The 23,712-nt window shown below is 52.3% G+C and carries 12 protein-coding genes; 10 read left to right on the top strand and 2 right to left on the bottom strand.

Going from position 1 to position 23,712, the window contains the following annotated elements; genetic code table 11:
- The first annotated feature begins 79 nt into the window (after positions 1–79).
- From IAD09_02420 to IAD09_02385, 8 genes are all read left to right on the top strand, one after another.
- The gene (locus IAD09_02420) at positions 80–2,467 is read left to right on the top strand and encodes a fasciclin domain-containing protein (protein ID HIT81086.1); all 2,388 of its coding nucleotides are present in this window, start codon (positions 80–82) and stop codon (positions 2,465–2,467) included.
- Complete coding sequence (locus tag IAD09_02415) at positions 2,464–5,736, top strand: TonB-dependent receptor (protein HIT81085.1); 3,273 nt, start codon at positions 2,464–2,466, stop codon at positions 5,734–5,736. The genes IAD09_02420 and IAD09_02415 overlap by 4 nt, the downstream gene beginning before the upstream one ends.
- Positions 5,737–5,747: 11 nt before the next feature.
- A complete protein-coding gene (locus IAD09_02410; GenBank protein ID HIT81084.1) occupies positions 5,748–7,316 on the top strand; it encodes a RagB/SusD family nutrient uptake outer membrane protein in 1,569 nt (522 codons plus the stop codon).
- A gap of 116 nt (positions 7,317–7,432) precedes the next feature.
- Positions 7,433–9,112 (top strand): DUF5108 domain-containing protein, encoded by a 1,680-nt coding sequence (locus tag IAD09_02405; GenBank protein ID HIT81083.1) that lies wholly within the window; start codon positions 7,433–7,435, stop codon positions 9,110–9,112.
- A gap of 5 nt (positions 9,113–9,117) precedes the next feature.
- On the top strand, positions 9,118–11,136 hold the full coding sequence (locus IAD09_02400; GenBank protein HIT81082.1) for a hypothetical protein: 2,019 nt from the start codon (positions 9,118–9,120) through the stop codon (positions 11,134–11,136).
- Between the two features lie 19 nt (positions 11,137–11,155).
- Positions 11,156–14,305, top strand: coding sequence for a SusC/RagA family TonB-linked outer membrane protein (locus tag IAD09_02395; GenBank protein HIT81081.1), 3,150 nt, complete (start codon positions 11,156–11,158; stop codon positions 14,303–14,305).
- 6 nt (positions 14,306–14,311) lie between these two features.
- A complete protein-coding gene (locus IAD09_02390; protein ID HIT81080.1) occupies positions 14,312–16,102 on the top strand; it encodes a hypothetical protein in 1,791 nt (596 codons plus the stop codon).
- Between the two features lie 1,290 nt (positions 16,103–17,392).
- On the top strand, positions 17,393–18,622 hold the full coding sequence (locus tag IAD09_02385) for a hypothetical protein (GenBank protein HIT81079.1): 1,230 nt from the start codon (positions 17,393–17,395) through the stop codon (positions 18,620–18,622).
- 249 nt (positions 18,623–18,871) lie between these two features.
- On the opposite strand, the gene IAD09_02380 is transcribed toward IAD09_02385, so the two are convergent.
- Positions 18,872–19,783 (bottom strand): NADPH-dependent 7-cyano-7-deazaguanine reductase QueF, encoded by a 912-nt coding sequence (locus IAD09_02380; GenBank protein HIT81078.1) that lies wholly within the window; start codon positions 19,781–19,783, stop codon positions 18,872–18,874.
- A complete protein-coding gene (locus IAD09_02375) occupies positions 19,780–21,018 on the bottom strand; it encodes an S-adenosylmethionine:tRNA ribosyltransferase-isomerase (GenBank protein ID HIT81077.1) in 1,239 nt (412 codons plus the stop codon). Before IAD09_02375 ends, IAD09_02380 begins: the two co-directional genes overlap by 4 nt.
- Positions 21,019–21,078: 60 nt before the next feature.
- Between IAD09_02375 and IAD09_02370 the strand changes: the two genes are divergently transcribed.
- Positions 21,079–22,152, top strand: a complete 1,074-nt coding sequence (locus tag IAD09_02370; protein ID HIT81076.1) for a DUF2027 domain-containing protein — start codon at positions 21,079–21,081, stop codon at positions 22,150–22,152.
- Positions 22,153–22,337: 185 nt separating this feature from the next.
- Entirely contained in the window at positions 22,338–23,702 is a 1,365-nt protein-coding gene (locus tag IAD09_02365) for a histidine--tRNA ligase (GenBank protein ID HIT81075.1), read from the top strand.
- Positions 23,703–23,712: the final 10 nt, after the last annotated feature.

Here is a 23,712-nt window from a genome sequence, read left to right as displayed (position 1 = left end):
GCGAGACGCGTTGTCTTGTAAACCTTATTTTGTGAAAAACATATATATTACATAACACACTTAAAGTTATCGAGAATCTATGAAAAACGCATTTGGAAAGTACGTTGTGCTATGCGGTGTGCTTTGTTTGGCTGTTTTTTGGACTTCTTGTCAGGACAATCTCTCGTATTACGATACGCCGGAGTCGCTGAAAGGGAGTATCTATGAAACGTTGCAAGAAAGAGGCAATTACACCATTTTCCTCAAAGGTGTCGACATGGCCGGATATGCTCCCATTCTCCAAGGGAAGGGTGTTTACACGGTGATGGCGCCCAACGATGAAGCCTTTGCGGCTTATCTCAAAAACGAATGTGGCGTGAATTCGATCGAGGAGCTCAGTGCCGAGACGGTGAAGAAACTCATCGGTTTCCACATTCTCTATTATTCGTTCGACAAGAGCAAGTTGATCAATTTCCGTCCCGATGAAGGCGATGGCGCGACCGACGAGGAGCTCATGGTGAATGCCGGGCTTTATTATAAATTCCGCACCAAAAGCCAGGACGATCTTACTTATGAGGTGGTAAACGATACCACGGGTCTTGAAGGCTATGTTTACCATTTGGAACGTTTCCTTCCGATTTTTTCTTATCGCATGTTCCAGACCAAGTTGATCGATGCCCAGTATAACTATGAATATTTTTATCCCAATTCGCAGTGGACGGGTGCCAATGGATTCAACGTGTCGAATGCGTCGGTCGATGAATATTCCATCGTCACGGCTACCGGATATGTCTATCTCATCGATCAGGTGCTCGAACCGCTGAATACCATCTATGCCGAGTTGGACAAGAGTGGAAATTACTCCCGTTTCCTCGACTTCTATGATGTATACAGCGATTATGTGAAAGACGAGCAGCTCACCATCGACTATGGAAACGGGAAAGACCTCTACCAGCATTATCACCGCGCTCCCATGGCCAACATTGCCAGTGAATGGCCGGTGACCGATTATACGCAGATGTCGACCCTTTCGTCGGTTTCATATAGTGTGTTCGCTCCTACCAATGAGGCGCTTGACAATTTCTATATGGAATATTTCGGCGTCGAAGGAACCGGTTATCCCGGCAACGAAGTGGTGTGGGATTCGGTGAAGACTTCGGTTATCCAGGATATTCTCGTCAACAGTGTCTATACCGCCTCCGTGGTCTTCCCCGAGGAGATTACCCGTGGCGACATCAAGAACTCGTCGGGCATGGTGATTAACTTCGACGTCGATGCCGTTCCCCAGGAAAACCGCAAGGTTTGTGTCAACGGCACGCTTTATGGTTGCGACGTGCTCACGCCCCCTGCCCAGTACAATGCGGTGACCGGCCCGGCCTACCAATACAAGCGTTACAACAACTTCCAGATGATGCTCAGCAATTCCGACCTCATCAGCACCCTTTGTTCCAATGAGATGAATTATATCGTGCTCTATCCCTCCGACACGCAGATGGCCTACAACGGCATCACCTACGATGCGGTAGATGATAAGAGGTTGGAAATCAATATGTCGAACCTTTCGAGCTCGGCACAGCAACGTTATGTCTATGCCCATGTCGTTTCGCTCGACGGTTCTACCACCACTCTCACCGAGCTGCCGCTCTCGGGCAACCATGTGTTCAGAACACTCTCTCCCGACTATCGTCTCTACTGGTATGTCAAGGACGGGAAAATTACCAACAGTTTCCTTTTCAACAACCTCATCACCTACACGGGCAACGCCACGACCGAAGCCGATGTGTATTGTGAATTTGAAGAGTTGAAGTTCCGCGGGGAGGATTGGTCCAACGGTCGTGCCTATTCTTACGACGGCACCCGTGCTCAAAAGCTTTTCGAGGGTAGTCTCGACAACGCGCTTTATTCCAACTTCGTCCCCATGATGTATGCCCACCGCAACGATGAGACCACCCTCTTCAATGCCTTCATGCAGTTGCTGATGACCGGTCAGATGATCGATGAGGAGTCGCAGTCTCTTACCCTCATGACCGAGAGTTGCCTCATGTTTATTCCTACCAACCGGGCGGTAAAAGAGGCGATTGTCGCCGGTAAGATACCCGGTATCACGACGACGGCAAACGCCGACGCTACGACGGCCGATTTCTTTGCCGCCTCCGTGGTGACCGACCTTGCCGCCTTGCAAGATTACCTGAAAGTCTATTTCGTGCCGCTCAGCACCGCAGTCATATCGAACTTCCCCTTCCTCGGCTGGGGTGAGGATACCGAGGCCGAAGGCGGCCTGATCACCCTCAACTCGCGCACCGAGGTTGTCGACGGTGCCGTGCAGACGATTGCCGTGCATCTCAATGTCTATGACAACGGCTCTTCGATGAGCGTGAAGGTGGCCGAAGACGGTTACAATGGCGAAGTGGCCATTGTTGGTGATTATGATTATTTCCCCTTCGTCTTTGACGATGGTTGTGTACACTTTATAAATGGGGTATTATGAAAAACAGAATTCTCAACGCAAATCCGCTCCGGTTTAGCCTTCTGTTGCTGTGCCTGCTTCTCAGCACGACCCTATCGGCACAGACAAATTCGGGCTTTATATCGGGTAAAGTATATGAAATCATTCAAGGAAAGCATGAGCCTTCCATTGGCGTGAACGTCTCGATAGAGAACGACCAGCGCCGTGTCTTGACCGGTGTGACCACCGATGTCAATGGTGCCTTCTCGCTCCGTGTTCCTTCCGGTGCAGCAACCCTCGTGTTCTCGTTCATCGGTATGGAAACCCAGCGTATCGCCTACACCGGTCAGAAAACCCTGACCGTCGTCATGGAGTCGAGTTCGCAAGAGCTGGGCGAGGTGACGGTGGCCGCCCAGCGTGCCGAGATGTCCGACATGGGTATTTCGGTGCGTGAACAAACCGCTGCTACCCAGAAAATCAACATGTCGAGTGTCGTGGAAACCCTGCCGGTATCCTCTATCGAAGAGGCTCTGCAAGGACGTCTCGCCGGTGTGGATATTCTCTCGGGTGGTGACCCCGGTTCCAAAGGTTCGATTCGTATCCGTGGTACGGCGACCTTGAACTCAAACACCGACCCTCTCATCGTCATCAACGGTGTGCCCTATTCGACCGACATTGACGACAGCTTCGACTTCAACACGGCCAACAATGAGGATTTTGCCGACATGTTGAACCTCAACCCCTATGATATCGAGTCGGTCGAGGTATTGAAAGATGCCGCCTCTACCGCTATTTACGGAACGAAGGCCGCCAACGGCGTGCTCTTGATTACGACCAAGAAAGGTGCCCGCGGAAAAACCAATTTCACCTTCTCGTCGAAGTTCACGGTGAAAGTCGAGCCCGAATCGATACCGATGCTCAACGGCGACCAGTATGTGGCCTATATGCAAGACGCCATCTGGAACACGGCCAATGCACAAGGTATCCAAAACTCTTCGTCGCTTCTCGAACTGCTGTTCGATACCCCCGAAATCGGATACATGCCCACATGGCGTTATTTCGATGAGTATAATGCCGATACCGACTGGCTCTCGGCCATTACCAAGAATGCTTGGATTTACGATAACAGCTTCTCGATGTCGGGTGGTGGTGAAAAAGCCACTTACCGCTTCTCGCTCTCTTACATGAACGAAGGTGGTACCAGCGTCGGAACCGGTCTCGACCGTATCACGGCCAACTACAACTTGACCTACCGCTTCTCCGACAAGTTCGACATGTATGCCGAGTTTGCCTACACCGATACCCAAAAAGATGAACCCTATTTGGACAACGTCCGTTCCGAGGCTATGCGCAAGATGCCCAACAAGAGCCCTTATTGGATCGACGATGCCACCGGCCTGCCTACCGACAACTATTTCATTCGTCAGAACGCCGAAGAGTTCCAGGGTGCTTATGGAAGTGAGAAGAACTATCACCCCATTATCATGGCCAATGAGAGCTACAACAAGACCTACCAACGGGAGGAACGCATGACCTATCGGGCCAATTACCATATCCTTCCCGGCTTGACTTGGACCGGTTGGGTGGCCATGAAGTTCAAAACCGTCAAGACCCGTCAGTTCCTGCCGCAGACGGCCGGCGACTTCTCGATTGACAACAGCAACGCCAATTATAGCTACGACGGTTATTCCAACAACCTTTCGTTGCAAACCGAGAACAAGTTTATCTTCCGCCGTCAGTTTGGCATTCACGGTCTCACGGCTACCGCCTTGTGGCGCACCGAGCAATCGCGCAGCTCCAACTCGGCCGAAGCCGTTTACGGTGTAGCCTCACCCGGTATGTCCGACCCCGTAGCCGGCGGTTCTATCGTGGAACTCGGGTCGGGAACCTCGGAGTCGCGCATCATGGGTGCTGTGGGTATGATCAATTACAACCTGCTCGACCGTTATGTGTTCAGCTTTACCGTCAACGGTGAGGGCCGCTCTTCTTTGGCCAAAGAAAACCGTTGGGGTATCTTCCCCTCCGTGGGTGTGGCCTGGCACATGCAGGACGAGTATTTTATGGAATCGCTCGACTGGTGGAACCAGTTGAAACTCCGTGCCAGCTGGGGACAAAGTGGTAACGCTCCCAGCGGAACGGCTCCCTATATCGGAACCTACTCGGCCATCGGCAACTACAACACCAATGCCGCCATCGCTCCCAACTCGATGCAACTCAACAACCTGAAATGGGAGACCTCGACCGAGTACAACATCGGTACCGACCTCGGCTTCATGGACAACAAGATGACCATGACCTTCGATTACTACCATAAAGTGACCGATGACTTGTTGCAGACCAAAGTGAAGATTCCCTCTACGGTGGGATATTCGAGCGGCCAGTTGGCTTACTACAACTCGGGTAAGTTGAGCAATACCGGTTGGGAGTATCGCATCGATTATGAAATATTCCGCAACAAGGATTGGACCGTGTCGGCCAACTTCAACATCAACCGCAACGTGAACAAGATTCTCGAACTTCCCGAGAACCTCTCCGAAGAGACCTTCTCCCTCTCGAACGGCTCTTATGCCCAACGCCTCGAAACCGGCGTGGCTGTCGGTTCGTTCTACGGATTCCGTTACCAGGGAGTATATCAGAATACCGAAGATACTTATGCCCGCGATGCCGAGAACAACATCATGTATAACCTCAATGGCGAGCCCATTGTCATGAAGAACGGAACGTATGTATGTTACCCCGGTGATGCCAAGTACGAGGATATCAACCACGATGGTAAAATCGACGAAAACGACGTCGTTTACCTTGGTAACTGCAACCCGATGGTGACCGGTGGTGGTGGTGTCAACGTGAAGTGGAAAAATCTGGCCTTGACGATATTCTTCCACTACCGCTTGGGTCAGAAGGTTATCAATACCGCCCGCATGGACGCCGAGGCCATGTATAACCGCGACAACCAAAGTACCGCCGTGCTCAACCGCTGGCGTACCGAGGGCGATCAGACCGAAATCCCGCGCGCGCTCTATAACTACGGATTGAACTATCTGGGTTCTGACCGCTTCGTCGAGGATTGCTCGTTCCTCCGCCTCAAAACGCTTTCGCTCTCTTACAGCATACCAAAAAATATCTGCAAGAAGATGAAAATCAATGGGCTGAATATATTTGTTACCGGTTATGACCTCTTGACCTTTACCAACTACAAAGGACAAGACCCCGAAGTGAGTCTTCCTTCGAAAGTGACAGATTTGTCCGAAGACGATGCCCAAACGCCTCGCAGCCGCCGCTTCTCGTTCGGATTTAACATTAACTTCTAATCGGAAAAGCTATGAAGATAAAAAATATAAAATATGCCGCAATCGCTTTGGGATTCGGAGTTATGCTTTCGACGACCGCCTGCAAGGATTGGCTCGAAGTATATCCCGAAAATTCACAGCCGAGTATAACTTTCTGGCAGACCAAAGCCGATGTAGATGCCGTGCTCAATGCCGGGTACTATTACTTGCGTGATATGGTAGTGCCTTACCTGATACCTTGGGGCGAGTTGCGCGCCGGTTGTGTTTATGCCAGCAAAGGGAGCAAGTTGCAGGAGTTCCAGGTAAAACCTACCGATAAGGACTTGTGTACCTGGTGTGACCTCTATGAAATCATCAACGTGGCCAACGCGGTGATAAAACGGGCGCCCGATGCACAGAAGGTCGATGATACCTACCAGATGTCGGAAATGCTTTCGCATCAGTCCGAGGCTTATTTCTTGCGTGCGCTCTGTTACTTCTATATCGTGCGCAACTGGCGTGATGCACCGCTCATTACCGAGCCTTATGAAGACGACTCTTACGCCACGAAGGTACCCAAGGCCGGTGAAGCCGAAATCATAGCGCAAATCCGCGAGGATATAAGAACCGCTCTCGCGACGGGTGCCGCCAAGGAGTCGTTCGATACCGCCTGGGAAACCAAGGGGCGTGCCACCAAGTGGGCTCTCTATGCCCTCGGTGCCGATGTGTGCCTTTGGGCCGAAGATTATGAAGCTGCCATTACCTATTGCGATGGCATCTTGGAATCGAACAGTCCCTATGCTCCCGCATTCCTTTCTACCCCGACCCATTCGAGCTGGTTCTCGATGTTCAATCCCGGAAACAGCAACGAGTCGATATTTGAGTTGCAATGGAACTACGAAGAGGAGCAGACCAATACGCTGCCCAAAATCTTCGACGATGTCGATGTCGATGCCAATTATTGCATCTCTTTGGCCTTGACCCAGGAGTTCGGCGATGAGTACACCGAGACACTCGTGGATCTCAAAGAGGCCGTGCGCACGATGTATGGCGGATATTATGTCTCCGACCCCACCACCTATGAGTCGGCCACCGTGTCGTATGTGTGGAAATATCTCGGTTCGCAGACTCTCTCCGACAAACGCACCGTTTCTTACTACGACCCCAATTACATCATCTATCGTGTCGCCGATGTGATGCTCATGAAAGCCGAAGCGCTCATTCTGCGCAGCCACGGTGAGAATGATGATGACAAGGCCGCTGCCATGGCGCTTATCAACCAGATACGCACCCGCTCCAACCTCGAAATCGAATACGAGGCTACGCCCGTTGGCGTTGCATCGCTCGATGAGGCTTCCATGCTCGAACTGGTGCTCTATGAGCGTACGCTCGAATTGGTGGGAGAGGGCAAGGCTTGGTATGACTTCCTCCGTTTCGGACGTCGGAACAACAACGAGTACAAAGAATTGTTCCTTGTCAACAACGTCTTGAAATACAACACACAGGCCGGAGAGTCGTGGTTGCGTACCGTACTCAATAACGACAATGCGCTTTTCTTGCCGATAAGTCAGACCGAGATTGAAGCGAACGATTTGTTAATACAAAACCCCTACTATAATTGATGTCACCTATGAAAAAGTTTTCTTTATTGATTCTGACGTTAGTCACACTGATAACCTCTTGTAAAGATCCATACGAGGGAACTACATTCATAAGGACGTCAAACGATGCCCTTGAGATGACTTGCGCTGCTTATCTTACCCTGAACAGCGATGAATTCTCGATGTGGATCGAACTGTTGAAGTATGCCGATTACTACAACGCCCTGAACGATGCCGATGCCACCGCAACGGTATTCTGTCCCACCAATGCTGCCATGAAGGAATTCCTGGCATGGAGAGGCGTCTCTTCGGTGCAGGAACTCGACCGGGAATATGCCCGGGCCGTTGTGCAGGTGCATATCCTCAACTATGACCTCTCCGACGAGTCTTTGATTACCTATGCCGAGAGCGGCGAATCGATTCCCGCGCAGACGCTCTTCCAGTCATACCTCTCCACCGCCTTCGGTTACACGATTACCGATGTCGATGATGCGGAACTTGACAATACACGCCACAACACCGACTCGATTTATCTCAACAACCAGGCCCGCCTGGCCAAATTCACCGCCGTGAAAACCGCCAATGGCGAAGTCTTTACGATGGGCGATGTGATTCACCCGCTGGCCGAGACGATACTCGAAAAACTCCGTCCCTATGACGAGTACAACATCTTCATCGGGGCAGCCGAGTTGTGCGGATATGACCAAGTCGTTTCGCGCATCAGCGACACCACCTACAACATCAACGGCAGCATGTCTATCAATACGATACGCTTCACCTGCCTGGCTGTTCCCGACGAGGTGTATGCCGCCGAGGGAATAACCTCGGTGTCGGACCTTTGTGCACACCTTGGTGCCGGCACGAACTATACCGATACCACCAATGCCCTTTACCAGTATGTGACCTACCACTTCTTCGATCGTGAGATACCGATTGCCGATTTCTTCAATTTCAACGAAGAAGGCCAAATCAATATCTTCGATACCGAATGCACCTACCAGGTGGTTACCTGCCAGGACATAGCCGGCGTGCATACTTTCAACGAGCGTGCCACGATACTCCGCAGCAATATGGAAGCCCGAAACGGCCTGATACATAAAATCAACCATATTCTCCCCGTATGGCAACCCGATCCTGTAACAGTGATGTGGGACTTCTGCAACACCGCCGAGATTATTTCGTTTGTCAACAACTATGGCGCCGACCAGAACTTGGGTGCCCTTTTCACTTCGGCACTTACATCAAGAGAGACGGCCATCGACCTTTCCGAGGACAAACGTGACGGCGATTATGGTAATGTCTCGGCCTTTGTCGAAGATGAGACTTATGTCGCCAACTCTTCCAAGGCCAGCTATTCGAATTACCGCAAGATTGGCTTCCTGAAATGTAAATACAAGAGCGCTCGCGAAAAAGACGTCAGCAATTATGGCGCTTACATGAACAACCTCATGCAACTCAACCTCGGCTATGCCGGTTGGGTCGAACTGGAAACCCCGACCATCATCAAGGGTCGTTACAAAGTGGAGTTGTGCTATGCCGGCAGCCCCATACTCTATAATTTCTATGGTGCCGGTAGCCTTACCCGTTTCACGCTCGACGACAAGGAGATGTCGAATGCCTACATCTACAAGGGTCTCAGTTCGCAAGGATTCACGGCTGCAACTTACGGGACGGCCATGATTACCTTGTGGGAAGAGCTCGAATTTGAAAACTCCGGTAAGCATACGCTGAAAGCAACGATGATGGACATCAATGCCAAGACCAATTCAAGATACCATCAGTTGTGGGATTATGTGAAATTTACGCCTATTGATTAAATACTATGAGAACAAATAAATTTACAGCATGGATATTGTCGGCCCTGAGTGTCGTTGCCGTATCATGTTCCGACAAGTGGGACGACCACTACGACGTGCGCGACATCACCTCTGCGTCGGCCGATATAGAAGTATATTCGGGAGATGTGGTTTCCTACCTGAAAAGCCAGCCCACATTGTCAGAGATTACCGGGCTTTTCGAGAAAACCGGTATCATGGAAACCCTCCCTGCCGACGGACAATATACCCTCGTCGTGTGTGAGAACGACAACCTCGACATGTCGAAGATTGAGAACGATACCGCTTTTGTCAAGAACAGCATCTCCGATACCCCGGTGTCGCCCGACAAGTTTGCCGAGAATTTCGGCATACTCACCCGCTACGAGACCCTCTATGACAAAAAGAACCTGCGGGTCTACCTGCGTGAAGAAGGGACTTATATCGATGATTACAAGCTCTACAAGCAGGTGAAGACCGATAATGGTTATGTTTACTATATCGACGGAACGATTATTCCCCGCGAATCGGTTTATGAATATTTGAAATCCTTGGGCGAGGACTATTCCCTTTTCAAAGATCTGGTCGCTCGCTATGAAGAAGAATATTTCGACCGCGAGAGCAGTACCCCCGATGGCGTGGACGACATGGGTAATACCTATTATTCCGACTCGGTCATCTCGGTACGCAACACGTTGATGGACCGTTACACCCAAAACGGCATTTCCTATTGGAATATGCGTTCGGAAAACTTCACCACCACGATGTTCGTGCCCAACAACGCTCTTATCGAGAAAGCCCTCAACGATGCTTACGCCAATCTGCCGGTTTGGCTCAACCGGGCCGTGACGGCTGCCGACACGGCCAAGTTTGAGAAATGGATTGTGGAGGCATGTTTTGCCAACCGTCGCCTTTCCCGTGAAGAAGTGTCGGCCGGAGCCCCCGACTTCTATGCCGTGGGTGGATATGTGCGTACCATCGACGAATCGCAGGACCTCGAAGAGTATAACCTTTCCGATTCGGCCTACTGGCGTCCGTCGGTGCAACTCGTCGACCCGACAAGATGCGACACGCTGAGCAATGGCTTGGTCTATTACCTGTCCGATTTTAAGATTCCCAATCATGTGGTCATTTACCGCGTGAAGACAAGATTCTATCAGATATGGGCTGCCATGAGTGATGCGCAGAAAGCCCAATATTTCAGATGGACCAATTGGGTCAATCCGCTCGTGTGCAATGATGCCCAGAGTTCATTCACGCTTTCGGAGACCCTGCCTACGATGTACTATCATGTGTTGACGGCTGTTCCCACGCAAGAGGCCATCTCGGCCGCTACTGCCACCGACTCGCTCACCAAGAGCCGCAATCTCCTGGCCTCGGCGCAAGTAACCCTCGACTCGTTGAGCACCATCGTGTCGCCCGATTCGTTGACGCAGGCCGCCATCGATTCACTGACGTCCAGCATCGACTCGCTCGCCCTGCTTATTCCGCAGCAGGAGTCGTTCGCTGCCGGTGTAAAAGAGTCGGATTATTTGTGTAGCGTCGAGTATGACGGTTTGCTCTACAACAGCGAAGATGCGAATTACGGTTTGGTCGAGTGCAATCTTCCCGCCGGAGAATACAACTTGCGCATGGGCTTCAAGCACTCGCTCACCTATTCGTTGAGCATCTACTTCAATGACCGCCTGTTGGTGCAGGACATGAGTATGGCGGCACAGGGGTCGAACTTCCACTTCGACCGTGGCGGTGCATCGGAAATGACTTTTTATGGGCCTTTGTCGATTACCTACCCCGAAGGATTCGATGCACAAGCCTGGTTTGAACTCGATCCCAAGTCGGTGGCTTACGATACCGACGGTTATCAGGTGGCTGTCGTGAATATTCCCCAAGACGGGAACTTCCGCATTCGTGTCGAGTCGAGCGATATGGCTTCAATCATAACGAGTACGACCGACCGCTCCAAAAACAACGTTTCCCAGTTGATGATGTACCACTGGTGTTTGCGACCGACAGTAAATAACTATTAATCTTAGAAAATTCAGTGTTATGAGAAGAATATATAGTTTCCTGATTATTATACTCATGGTGTCGGTCCTACCGGTTTTTGCCCAGAAGGGAACCCGCATCAAGTCTAAGATTGTGAGTACCGACAATACCCCCTTGCAGGGAGCCATTGTTTCGGTGGTGGGGACGTCGAGCTCGGTCGTCTCCGACGAGAATGGTGCCTTTGAGCTGACCACCGACCTCTCGAAAGGAACGTTGCGCATCGTGGCCGGAGGCTTTTACACGCGTGAATATCCGTTGAAAAGCGGCGTTATTCCCCGTGAAATTGTTCTGGTGCCCGAGCGCTTTTCCGATTATGCCGGTACGACACAGTTCCCGTTTTACAGCGAACGCCGCGACAACCGGAGTGCGGTAAACGCTTCGCTCGACCGTCGAGACATGAAAAATACCCTCTCGGCCGATTTGGCCTGGCAGGACGAAATCTCCGGCCTGCAAGTCATCAAGAAGAGCGGCATGCCCGGTGAAGGCGCCTTCTTCAACCTGCGTGGCATTCATACCCTGAATGCCGACAATGCTCCGCTGTTGGTCATCAATGGTATTCCCTATCTCTACAATACCGATGTCTCGGGCGTGCTCAATGGCTACTCCCGCGATGCCCTCTTCGGGTATAACGTCAACGACATCAAGAGCATCACCGCCCTCAAAGGCGCCGAGGCTTCGCTTTACGGCTCGTTGGGTTCCAACGGTGTTATCCTCATCGAGACCCAGCAGGCTACCTCCGATAACCTCAACACCCGTATCTCCTTTACGGGCAGCTACGGAGTGAGTATGCCTCAAAGCGGCATTCCCACCCTCAATGCTTCGCAATACGCCAACTATCTGCAAGATGTGGGTATGACACGCTATTCGAGTGCGGCCGATTTGCGAGCCGACTATCCGTTCCTCAACCCCGGTGTAAACAGTTACAGTTATCTGTTCGACAATGACATCGATTGGACGAAGGAGATTACCCGCAAGGCATTTGTGACCGATAACATTTTCCGCATCGAAGGAGGTGACGAAATTGCCAAGTACAACATCTCTTTGGGCTATACCAACGAAGGAGGTATCCTCGACAATACCTCGACACAACGTTTCCACACGTTGATCAATTCGAGTGTGATGGTAAGCCGTTGGGTCGACATTTTCACCAACGTGAACCTGGCCTACATTTCGAGCGATTTGCAGGAGCAAGGTATGAAAGAGGCTACCAATCCCATCTTGGCATCGAATTTCATGATGCCCAACCTCTATCCCTACATGCGCGAAATGAATGGCAATTTGCTTCCCAACTACGCCACATACAACGGGTGGAACGTAAATGCCAATCCTACCTATGCCTACAATAACGTAAGTAACCCGTTGGCTCTGGTCGAGACGGTCGAGGGCGATGATAAGATTTACGATGTGAATGTGCGTGCCGGTCTCAACTGGCGACCCACCGAGAACTGGACCATCACCGGCATGCTCAATATCTACTATGACTACACCGAGGAGTCGCTCTTCGTTCCCGGCGTCACCGACAAGGCCATCGTACCCCAGCTCTACGGCACCGGCTTCAACTATGTGAGCAAAGGCGTGCGCGAGCAGTCGTCTTACTTCTACGGCGTGAATGCCATGTACCAGAAACTCTTTGGCAACATACACGACTTCAAGGCTTACGGCGGATTGCGTTTCATTACCAAGAACTTCGAGTATGACTTTGAGTCGGGATACAATACGGCCAACGACAATTACAAGACCTTGGCCAGCGATCTCGACGAGCGTATTATCGACGGTATCAATGACGAGTGGAAGTGGCTCAGCTATTACCTCCATGCCGACTACACCTTCAACCACCTGGTGAAGGCCATGGCCAATCTCTCTGTCGACGGTTCGTCGGTATCGGGAGTAGATGCGCCTCGTTTCGGATTCTTCCCCTCGGCCGGCCTTACTTTCTTCGCGGCCAATACCGGAGCCCTTCCCTCCTGGATCGACATGATGAATCTCTCGGCCGAAGTGAGCCTCACCGGTAACAGCCGCTTCTCTTCGAATTACGCCAAGAACTATTATCTGACGTCGAACCTTTTCAACATGGGAGCCATTGTACGTTCCAACGTGCCCAACACCCGTCTTGAATGGGAAAAGAAAGCGCAGTTCGATGCCGCTCTCGACCTCTCGCTCTATAAACACATGGTCGATTTGCAATTCAACTACTTCTATGCCAATTCCTACGACCTGTTGCTCGACCGCAACATATCGGCTGTTTACGGTTCGTCGCTTTACTACGACAACACCGCTTCCATCTCTTCGCAAGGATATGAGTTGGCTTTGCGCCTCAATCCTGTCCACACCAAGAATTTCGACTGGTCGATTTCAGGCAACATCTCCACGGTGAAGAGCACGGTCGAATCGCTGGGCAATGCGCAGACCGAAGACATCATCGAATTTACGGCGTACAACGAAGACGATGCTCAGGTGATAACCCGGGTGGGCAGTTCGCCTTATGAGTTCTACGGTTATCAGACCGACGGTATCTATGCCACCACGGCCGAAGCACAGGCTGCCGGTCTTAAAAATGCCGCCGGTAAAGCCTATCAGGCCGGCGATGTCCGCTTCATCGACCAAAACCATGACGGGATCATCAATGACGAAGACCGCGTATCGTTGGGCTCGGCAACGCCCGACTTCTTCGGCGGCGTGAGCACCACTCTCCGGTATAAATGGATTTCCCTCAAAGCCGACTTCGGTTATTCGGTCGGCAACAAGGCTTATAATGCCTTGCGTCGTCAGACCGAGTCGATGTCGACTTTCTATAACCAGTCGACGGCCGTGCTCAACCGTTGGCAAGTCGAAGGCCAAATGACCGACATGCCCCGTGCCGCCTATGGTGATCCTTCGGGTAACAACATCTTCTCCGACCGTTGGATCGAAGATGCCTCTTATTTCAAACTGAGAGCCCTTACGCTGGCATTCCATTTCGATAACAAGATGTTGCGTTTCTGTCAGTCGGGAACTATCTATGTTACCGGTGAGAACCTCTTCACCTTGACCGATTATCTGGGCAGTGACCCCGAATTCAACTACTCTTACAGCGAAAGCATGAGAGGATTTGACTACGCCAAGGTGGCTCTCCCCATCACCATAAAAGTCGGATTTAATTTAAACTTCTAATTGACCATGAAACGTATATTTCGATATTCCATATTGTGCCTGACCGCCGCCCTTGCGGTTCTTACCTCGGCGTGTGACGACTTTTTCGATACCGACCCCGATAATATTCTCAATGTCAATGATTATATATCGAGCGAAAATGAGATGTACCGCGGGTTCTTGGGCATTGTGACGCGTATGCAGAATGCAGGTGATCACCCCATATTCCTCACCGACACGCGTTGCAACTTCCTCGAAATAGCCCCGAATGCCCCCATTGCCCTGCAAGACATCTATAATTATGAGCCGACCGACGGAAACGAGTATGCCGACCCGACTTGTTTTTATGAGATTATCACGGCTTGCAACGACTACTTCGACAAGATGGAAGAGTATCACAAGAAAATCGGCGGCTCGATGAGCGAGTCGGCGGCTGCCGACTTTCCCAAGCTCGTGAGCAGCGCCTTGCGCATCAAGGTGTGGGCCTACTACACGTTGGGGCGCATCTACGGTAAGGCTTATTATTACGACGACCCTCTCGAAGAAATCAAGGACCTGAACGACGCTTCGGTCTTCACACCGCTCAATTCGATGTATGAGGTTTCGGAGAAATGCATTGAGTTGCTCGACAACGGCATCACCCTCGACGGCAATCATTATGCAGCCGACCTCGAAATGGATTGGCCCGCTTGGATCGACCCCGAGACACAAAGCTCTTCTTATGATTACTGGAATTACCTGACTCCCCCGTGGTTGCTCATGCGTGCCGAGCTCCTTTCGTGGAGGGCCTCTTATACCAATAGCCTCTCCGATTGGCAGTGGATTCGCGACAATATTCTCGAATACCTCAACAATCTCTATCTCAATGTCGATGGTACGATACCTTCCGATAAGACTCCGGGTTACTATTATAACCTTTGCATACCTCTCACGCACAGCTATTACAGTATATTCTTCTCTGAGCAAGTAGGCTATGACTATCAGCTCATTTCGGGTATCATGTATGACTATGACAATGGCCAACGCAACCGCTTGGTGCAATACTTCTGCCCGGCCTATCCCGGTGACGGGTTCTACCTGCAACCTTCCCAATATGGCATGGACTCTTATGCCGAAACCGACATTCGCAGTTACACGCAGTTGCTGACCATGTATCCCATCAACGGCTCGATAGCCTTTACCAAGTATTATTACAGCCGTCGGGGCGGGAATACGCCCGAATATCTGCGTACCAATATCTTTGAGATACAACCCACCATTGTCCTCTATCGCGGCCATGACTATCACTTCCTCCTGGCCGAGGCCGAGAATCACCTCGGTAACTGGCATCAGACCAAGACCTTGCTCAACAACGGCCTCGAAAACGAATTTGCCGAAGGTCGTGTCGACGGGGTGCCCGTCGATGAGGGTTGGGACGCTCGATATAACACTTGGTTTGGAACATCAGGCGGTTATGGCAACGTAGGTATCGTAGGGTGTGCCCAAGGTGCCGAGCACGACTTGCCCGTGCCTGACGAGACAGGAACCTTCTATGTGACCGATGAGAACGGTGCGAAACGCGCCATTACCGAAGAGGAACGCATCAAAATCTACGACCTTGCCCTGGCCGATGAGTATCTGCTCGAATATACCGGCGAAGGCAAGTCTTACAGCTATCTCGTGAAGATGGCCGAGCGTTACAAAGCCGCAGGCGATGCCCAGGCCGATACGATCGTCTCGAACCGCATCGTACCCAAATATCCCGAAGCCCTCCAAGCCAAGGTGCGGGCATCGATTGCCAACAATTATTTTGTCGATTGGAATTTGGAAGGAAAATAGATTCCGTCCTTTGTCTTGACCGATAAAATTGATTACTTTTGTAAAAATCAAAAACCATACCTTCGCCATCAAAAGCGAAGGTATGGATAGATATCTAACCATAAAAACATCAGAGTTATGAAAAAAATCTTTACACTTGCTGCCGCATTTATGGCAACTGCAGTCTCCTTTCAGGCGGCTGCTGGACATTGGGTAGTAAAAGACAAAGCAGAATTTACTTCTGCTTGGGGAGGACTGGGAAACACGATCGGTTCTCGTGATACTATTGTTATTGCACCTGAAACGGAGGGTGAAATTATTAATGTTGGAAGTATAAAAATGAAGAAAGCCGGTAAGATTTGGCTTATTGGTGCGACGGACGATATTGATAATCTTCCGGGTCTTGCCGTTGGTTTCGATGGAGAGAAACAGACTTTGGATGGCCTTAATGAGGAGCAACAAAAGAATGATTATGGTACGGAAATCGGTAGTGATTTGAGTTTACATTTCGAAAATCTTTCGCTTCATTATCGCAGTGGGGTAACGGCTACCAGTGGTCATATCTTTTATTTCAAAAAGATGTACGCGGACATGGATTCCGTAGTATTCCGTCATTGCGAGATATGTGATTCACCTCGGGGGCTATATCGTTTGGAACCCAAATCATATACGGATGGGGATACAAAAGTCTATTATCCGGGTGGTTCTATCAACTATTTCGAAATCAGCGATAGCAAAATACACAATATATTTGCGACCGAAGGTAACGGTTGGTCTTTGATATATCCGGGACAGAAAGTATATGAAGTGTTGTTGAAAAATAACACATTCTACGATATGCCTTATATACAATCAATATTCCGCATGGGATATTTTACCAATGCATTGGATTTGGCTTCGGGTGTGTTTAATGTTTATAATAACACAATCATGCTGCATTCTGGTAGAGATTGTAACTATTTTTGGTTGGATGGCTTTGTGGGAGCAGATACGCAAGTCAACCTCTATAATAACTTTATTTTGACCCCTGATTGGGATGATGATTTGAATCTTACTTCGACAAATACCAACGTTAGTAAGATTGTAAAAATGACTATGGGGCTGGTATCTGCTAAATCCAATGTAATTGAAGGGCATGCTTCATGGTCAGCAGGTAATAATAAGAACGAAGAAGGTGAGCCTTCTTGGATTGTGGCTGATACGACAGAGAACTATACATTGGCCGCACTTGAAATGACTATGGATAATTTTTATGATCGCACCAATAAAGACTTTTCTTTATTGAAGAGCGATAAGTCTTATACATCAGGTGTGAAACTCGATGAATATCATATGGTCGTTGCCGGAGAAAAAAGTTTTATCGGTGATGGTCGTTGGTATCTCGATGAATTCCCCCAAAAAGCTACTGTGAATGTGTCGATCGAAGGTGGTTCTACCACGGCTACGGTTACCATCCAACCCGAAAAGGCCATTTATTTCGTAGGCGATGAAATCTCTATCAGCATCGACCTCCACGACGGTTTGAATACGTTTATGGGTTGGAGCGACGGTGTGAGCACAATGAACCGTACCATTACCCTTACCGGCGACCTGAACCTCACTGCCAATGTCGTTTCGGCCGACTATGAAATGTTGTGGGACTTCTGCCAACTCAAAGACGGTAACAACAAAACCGTGACCCTCCCGTTTGCTTCCAACCATGCCGCCAATGCCGGGAATCCTGGTGCATTCGGTATCATGACGTATTCGGCCGATGCCCTTGCTTATGTCGATACCACCGGTTGCCAAAGCCGTAACAACAAAGCCTATATCTACAATGGAAGTGAAGAACCCGTTCTCTTCATGGCCGCTCTCTTGCGTAGCCGTCTCGACTCTGTTACCGTAGACCAGGAAGAGGCTGCTGCCGGTTACAAGGAAGAACTCACCAAGGCTTGCTGTCCTAATCCCGACTATTCATACATCACATTCTCGACCAAAGGCATGACCGGCGTGAAAGTATCTGCCGTCCTCCTGGCCGAAGCCCGTATGCACAAGACCACGAAGATGGAATACTCGCTCGACAATGCCAACTGGAACACCCTTACCACCATCGCCATCGACTCCGTGGGCGATTGCTGGCGCGATGCCATCGCCACTCTGCCGGCAGCTGCCGAGAATCAAGATGTCGTGTATGTACGTTGGATTGGTGACGTCGACTCTCCCATCGTAGGTCCCGGTATGGCTGGTACCGATAAAGGTGCAAAACCCGTATCGAGAAAATACTACACCTATCAATTCATCGGTAACATCAAAGTGACGGCCGAAGCCGGTGGTTCTGCCATCGAAGAGGCTCAGGCCGAAACCGCAGCCCTTGTCGTTGCCCAAAGTGGTGACCAAGTAACGGTAAGCAATGCCGAGGCCGCTACCGTGGAAGTTTATGCCGCCAACGGTGCGCTCATTACCTCCGAGGCTGTTGTCAACGGCTCTGCTACGGTTACGTTGCCTGCTCACGGTGTATATTACATCAAGGCCGGTAAAGACGCCAAAGCTGTCGTTTACTAATGATTTGATTGCGTAGACCGATTTCTTTTCGGTCTCGTCATTCAAGAATAAGAGCCGGGTGCGGAATTTCCGCACCCGGCTTGCTTTTTATCCTCTTCCCCGACAACGGGGAAAGGTTTGCTCTTTTCGGTATGAGCGGTTGAAGGAGGTCGCCGCCTTCCCTATTCACATGGAAAAGAAAGCCCGTCGGCCGGAATGGCTGCGGGCTTTCTGTCATTTTTTATCTCCTGCGGCGCGCGGCCTGCCGGGTTATTGGCGGGGAGACTTCACGGCCACATGGGCAAAGCGGGTGATGTGCGGGGCAAGGCGTCCTATCAGTTCGGGGCGGTTGGCTCGCACGGGATTGATGTCGATGCCGCCGCGGCGTGTGTAGAAAGCCATGACCAGCAACTCTTCGGGGGCGAAATGAGCCCAAAGGGCCTGGTAAATCATCTCCACCACCTCTTCATGGAAATGGTTCTCGTCGCGGAACGAGACGATATAACGCAGCAGGGCGTCGACCGAGGGCAGCCGGTTGCCCCGCATGTAGAGGTAGAGGTCGCCCCAGTCGGGTTGTGAAGTGATTTTGCAGCGGCTGCGCAGCAGGTCGGTCATGCCTTGCAGGATTCCTTTCCCGGTGCCGGTACCCAATAAGGAAATGTCTTCTTTGTATGAGGAGAGGGGGTACTCCTCCAAATCGTCAACACCCCAGTAGGACCACTCGACAGGAGGCGTGCAGAGCCGGCCCGGCGATGTTGCCGTGTGCGCCTCAGCTTCGCGGGGCGACTCCACAACGACTTCGACCCGGGTTTCGAGCAGCGTCGAGAGGTCGCGAGCCACCGTGGTGGAGATGTGGCGGGCCGCTTCGTCGGTGCTCCCCCCGAAACGGGTCATGTTGAAGGAGTTGAGGTAGAGTTTCAGCGATTTGCTCTCGACGATGTAGCGGCTCTCGCACGGGTAAAGCAACCGCATGATGAGATTCACGGGAGCTCCACCCTCGGTGAGGGTGCTCACTTCGTATGCGTTCCACAGGTCATAGCCGGTGAAGGGCAGGCTGGCGGTGTCGATGGCGTGCGCCTCGCGGTTATCGGCACGGTCGACCCGTACCAGTACCTCCGGCGCATAATGGTCGGGATAGGCCACTTGTCGGCCTAAGACATGCTGTGTCGGTTCGTGGGTCATGGGTGTGAAGGTTCGGTAGGTAGGAGCAGGGAACTGTCGCCGTAGCTGAGAAAGCGGAAGTCGTGTGTGAGGGCATAGTCGTAGACTTCGTGCCAACGGTCGCCGATGAGTGCCGAGACGAGCAGCAGCAGGGTGCTGCGGGGCTGGTGGAAGTTGGTGATGAGCCCTTGCACGATGTGCCAACGGTAGCCCGGCACGATGATGATGCGGGTCGCCGAGACGAGACGGTCGAGGCGGTTGCGGTCGAGATAGTCGACGAGGGCGAGGAGTGCGTCACGGGCGGGAATGTCGGGTGTGTCGTCGTAGGGCTGCCACTGCTCGACGATGAGCCGTTCGGCCGTGGCATCGGGGTGTTGCACCAGCGTGCGCCCCATGTAATAGAGGCTTTCGAGTGTGCGCACCGAGGTGGTGCCTACGGCGATGACCCGTCGCGATGTCGAGGCCAATGCGACCAAGGTCTCGCGAGATACCGAGATATACTCGGTGTGCATCGCATGGCCGGCAATCGTGTCGCTCTTCACCGGTTTGAAGGTGCCGGCGCCCACATGCAGGGTGAGTTCGAGGCGGGGAATGCCTTTCTCCTGCAACGCGGCGAAGACTTCGGGGGTGAAGTGCAGGCCGGCCGTGGGGGCGGCCACGGAGCCTTCGATGCGCGAATAGACCGTCTGGTAGGTCACTTTGTCGCTCTCTTCGCTTTCCCGATTGAGGTAGGGCGGAATGGGCAGTTCGCCGAAGGCTTCGAGCAGCGAGGCAAACGTGATGCCTGAGTCGTCCCAGGTAAAGGCGATTTCGTGCGTTTCGCTGTCGGTGCAGTCGAGCCGTTCGGCGCAGAGGGTGATGTCCCGGCCCTCGACCTGCAAAGTGCGCGAGAGCCGGCCCTGTTTCCACTTGCGCAGGTTCCCCACCAGGCAACGCCATACGCAGCGGCCGGTCGTCTGGAACGACATCAGGTAGTCGCAGGGGTCGAGCGGTTCGAGGCAGAAAATCTCGATGAGGGCGCCCGTTTCTTTGCGGAAGTGCAGGCGTGCCTGTATGACACGGGTGTTGTTACACACCAGCAGGCTTTCGGCCGGGAGCCAGTCGGGAAGCCGGTCGAATGTCGACTCCGAAACCTCTCCGCCGCGGTAAAGCAACAGTTTCGAGGCGTCGCGGCGGGCGAGCGGGTACTTGGCGATGCGTTCGTCGGGCAACGGATAGTCGTAGTCGTCGATGCGGATATCTTGTGGTTTTTGCATATACAAGTGTTGAATATCTCTGCAAAAATAAGCATCTTTGCATGATAAAATCGAATGATTATGGTAAAAGTAGGAGATAAAGTGCGTTTCCTCAACGCCGTCGGCGGAGGTATCGTGCGCCGGGTCGACCGCGATGTGGCTTTGGTCGAGGAAGAAGACGGGTTTGAAACGCCCGTGCTTGTCAGGGAGTGTGTTGTGATAGAGAGCGGTCGCCGGCAGGACGACGGCGTGGTTCCTGCCGACAAGCAGGAGCCGGCCCGCCGTGCGGTGAAGCAGCCGGTCGCCGCTGTCCGTCCCGATGACGAAGAGGCGCCAAAATGGCCGCTCGTCGAGACCCGCACGGGTGAGCGTCTCAGCCTTTACTTGGCTTTTGTGCCCGATGCCGTCAATCATTTGGGCTCGACGACGTTTGAGACCTATCTCATCAACGACAGCAACTATTACCTCGACTATACCTATGCCGTCTCGGGTGAGACGGGCGAGTGGACGTTGTGTGCGCAGGGTACGCTCGAACCCAATGTGCAAGTGTGTGTCGAGAGTTTCGGACAAGATGCCGTCAACCGTTTCGGGCGCGTGTCGGTGCAGGCACTCGCCTACAAGCGCGGCAAGGGCTATGCCTGCAAGGAGCCGGTGTCGGCACTCCTGCGCATCGACCCGGTGAAGTTTTACAAACTGCACACCTTCGGTGCCAACGACTTCTTCGAAGAAAAGGCTTGGGTATTGCCCCTTGTCGAAGGTGACCTGCCCGCGGTCGAAATCCCCCTCGACGCCAAGGTGCTCGAAAAGGCCATGCAGGAGAAGAACACGCCGCAGCAACCTCGTAAGATTCCTCGTCATAAAGCGCCCAAGGAAGGCCCGGTGGAGGTCGACTTGCACATACACGAACTGGTCGACACGACGGCCGGAATGAGCAATGCCGACATGTTGCAATTGCAGTTGCAGACCTTCCGCGACACGCTCGACCGTTACAAGGGGGAGAAGGGACGCAAAATCATCTTCATTCACGGCAAGGGCGACGGCGTGCTGCGTCGCGCCATTCTCGAAGAGTTGCAGCGCAAATACAAAAATTACGAGTACCAGGACGCCTCGTTCCGGGAGTACGGCTTCGGGGCTACGCAGGTGACGATACGCTGACAGGCGGCACACGCTTCGTCTTTCCCCCGGGAGCACCGTGATGCACTCGTGGTGCCACGAGTGCATCACGGCAGAGACCCGATGCCCGGAAGCGCTTCCCGTGTGGAAAACTTTCGGAACGACAAGACCGTAAAAACGTCGGAATATCGTATCTTTGTGCATTCATCTTACATATCGCAAAAATAATGGCAACAAAACCTTCCATACCCAAAGGAACCCGGGACTTTTCGCCCGAAGAGATGGCGAAACGCAACTATATTTTCAATACGATACGCGAGGTATTCCACCTTTTCGGTTTCCAGCAGATAGAGACGCCGGCCATGGAGAACCTCTCGACCCTCATGGGAAAATACGGCGAAGAGGGTGACAAACTGCTCTTCAAGGTGCTGAACTCGGGCGATTTCCTCGCCGACCTCTCCGACGAGGAGCTGACTGGCCGTCAGACGACCCGCCTGGCGTCGAAACTCTGCGAGAAAGGTCTGCGTTATGACCTCACCGTGCCCTTTGCCCGTTTCGTGGTCATGCACCGCGGCGAACTCTCGTTTCCCTTCAAACGCTATCAGATACAGCCCGTGTGGCGGGCCGACCGTCCGCAAAAGGGGCGTTACCGCGAATTTTTCCAGTGCGACGCCGACGTGGTGGGCTCCGACTCCCTCCTCAACGAAGTGGAACTGTTGCGCCTCATCGACGAGGTGTTTACCCGCTTCGGCATACGGGTGGCGGTGAAACTCAACAACCGGAAAATCCTCAGTGGCATTGCCGAAATCATCGGCGCACCCGGGAAAATCGTCGATATTACCGTCGCCATCGACAAGCTCGACAAGATTGGCCTCGACAACGTGAACGCCGAGCTGCGCGAGAAAGGGCTCGATGAGGAGGCCGTGGCCCGTCTGCAACCCATCATTCTGCTGCAAGGCGACAACCGCTCCAAACTGGCCACCCTGCGCTCGCAACTGGCTGCCTCGGAAACCGGCATGAAGGGTATCGAGGAGTTGGAGTATATTCTCGACCGCATCGAGAAGTCGCCCCTGCGCGCCACGCTCGAAATCGACCTCACTTTGGCTCGTGGCCTCAACTATTACACGGGCGCCATCGTCGAGGTGAAAGCGCTCGATGTCACCATCGGCAGCATTACCGGCGGAGGCCGTTACGACAACCTCACGGGCGTGTTCGGCATGCCGGGTGTCTCGGGAGTCGGCATCTCCTTCGGCGCCGACCGCATCTACGACGTGCTCAACCAGCTCGACCTTTATCCCTCCGATTCGCTCTCGACAACGCAGATTCTCTTTGTCAACTTCGGCGAGAAAGAGGCCGATGCCTGTCTCGACTATACGACCCGTTTGCGTGCGCGGGGCATTCGAACCGAGCTCTATCCCGAAGCGGGAAAATTGAAAAAACAGATGGGCTATGCCGATGCCAAGAAGATCCCTTATGTGGCTCTCGTCGGCGAAAACGAGATTCTCTCGGGGAAAATCACCGTCAAGAACATGGCTACCGGGGAACAGGAGCAACTGTCGCTCGATGAGATGGCCGACCGGTTGAAGAATTAGGATTCCTCCC

It is taken from the genome of Candidatus Caccoplasma merdavium, from assembly GCA_018715595.1.
Lineage (GTDB): Bacteria > Bacteroidota > Bacteroidia > Bacteroidales > UBA11471 > Caccoplasma > Caccoplasma merdavium.
Note: the sequence above shows the minus strand (reverse complement) of the source record. Positions and strands in the feature narration are given on the sequence as shown.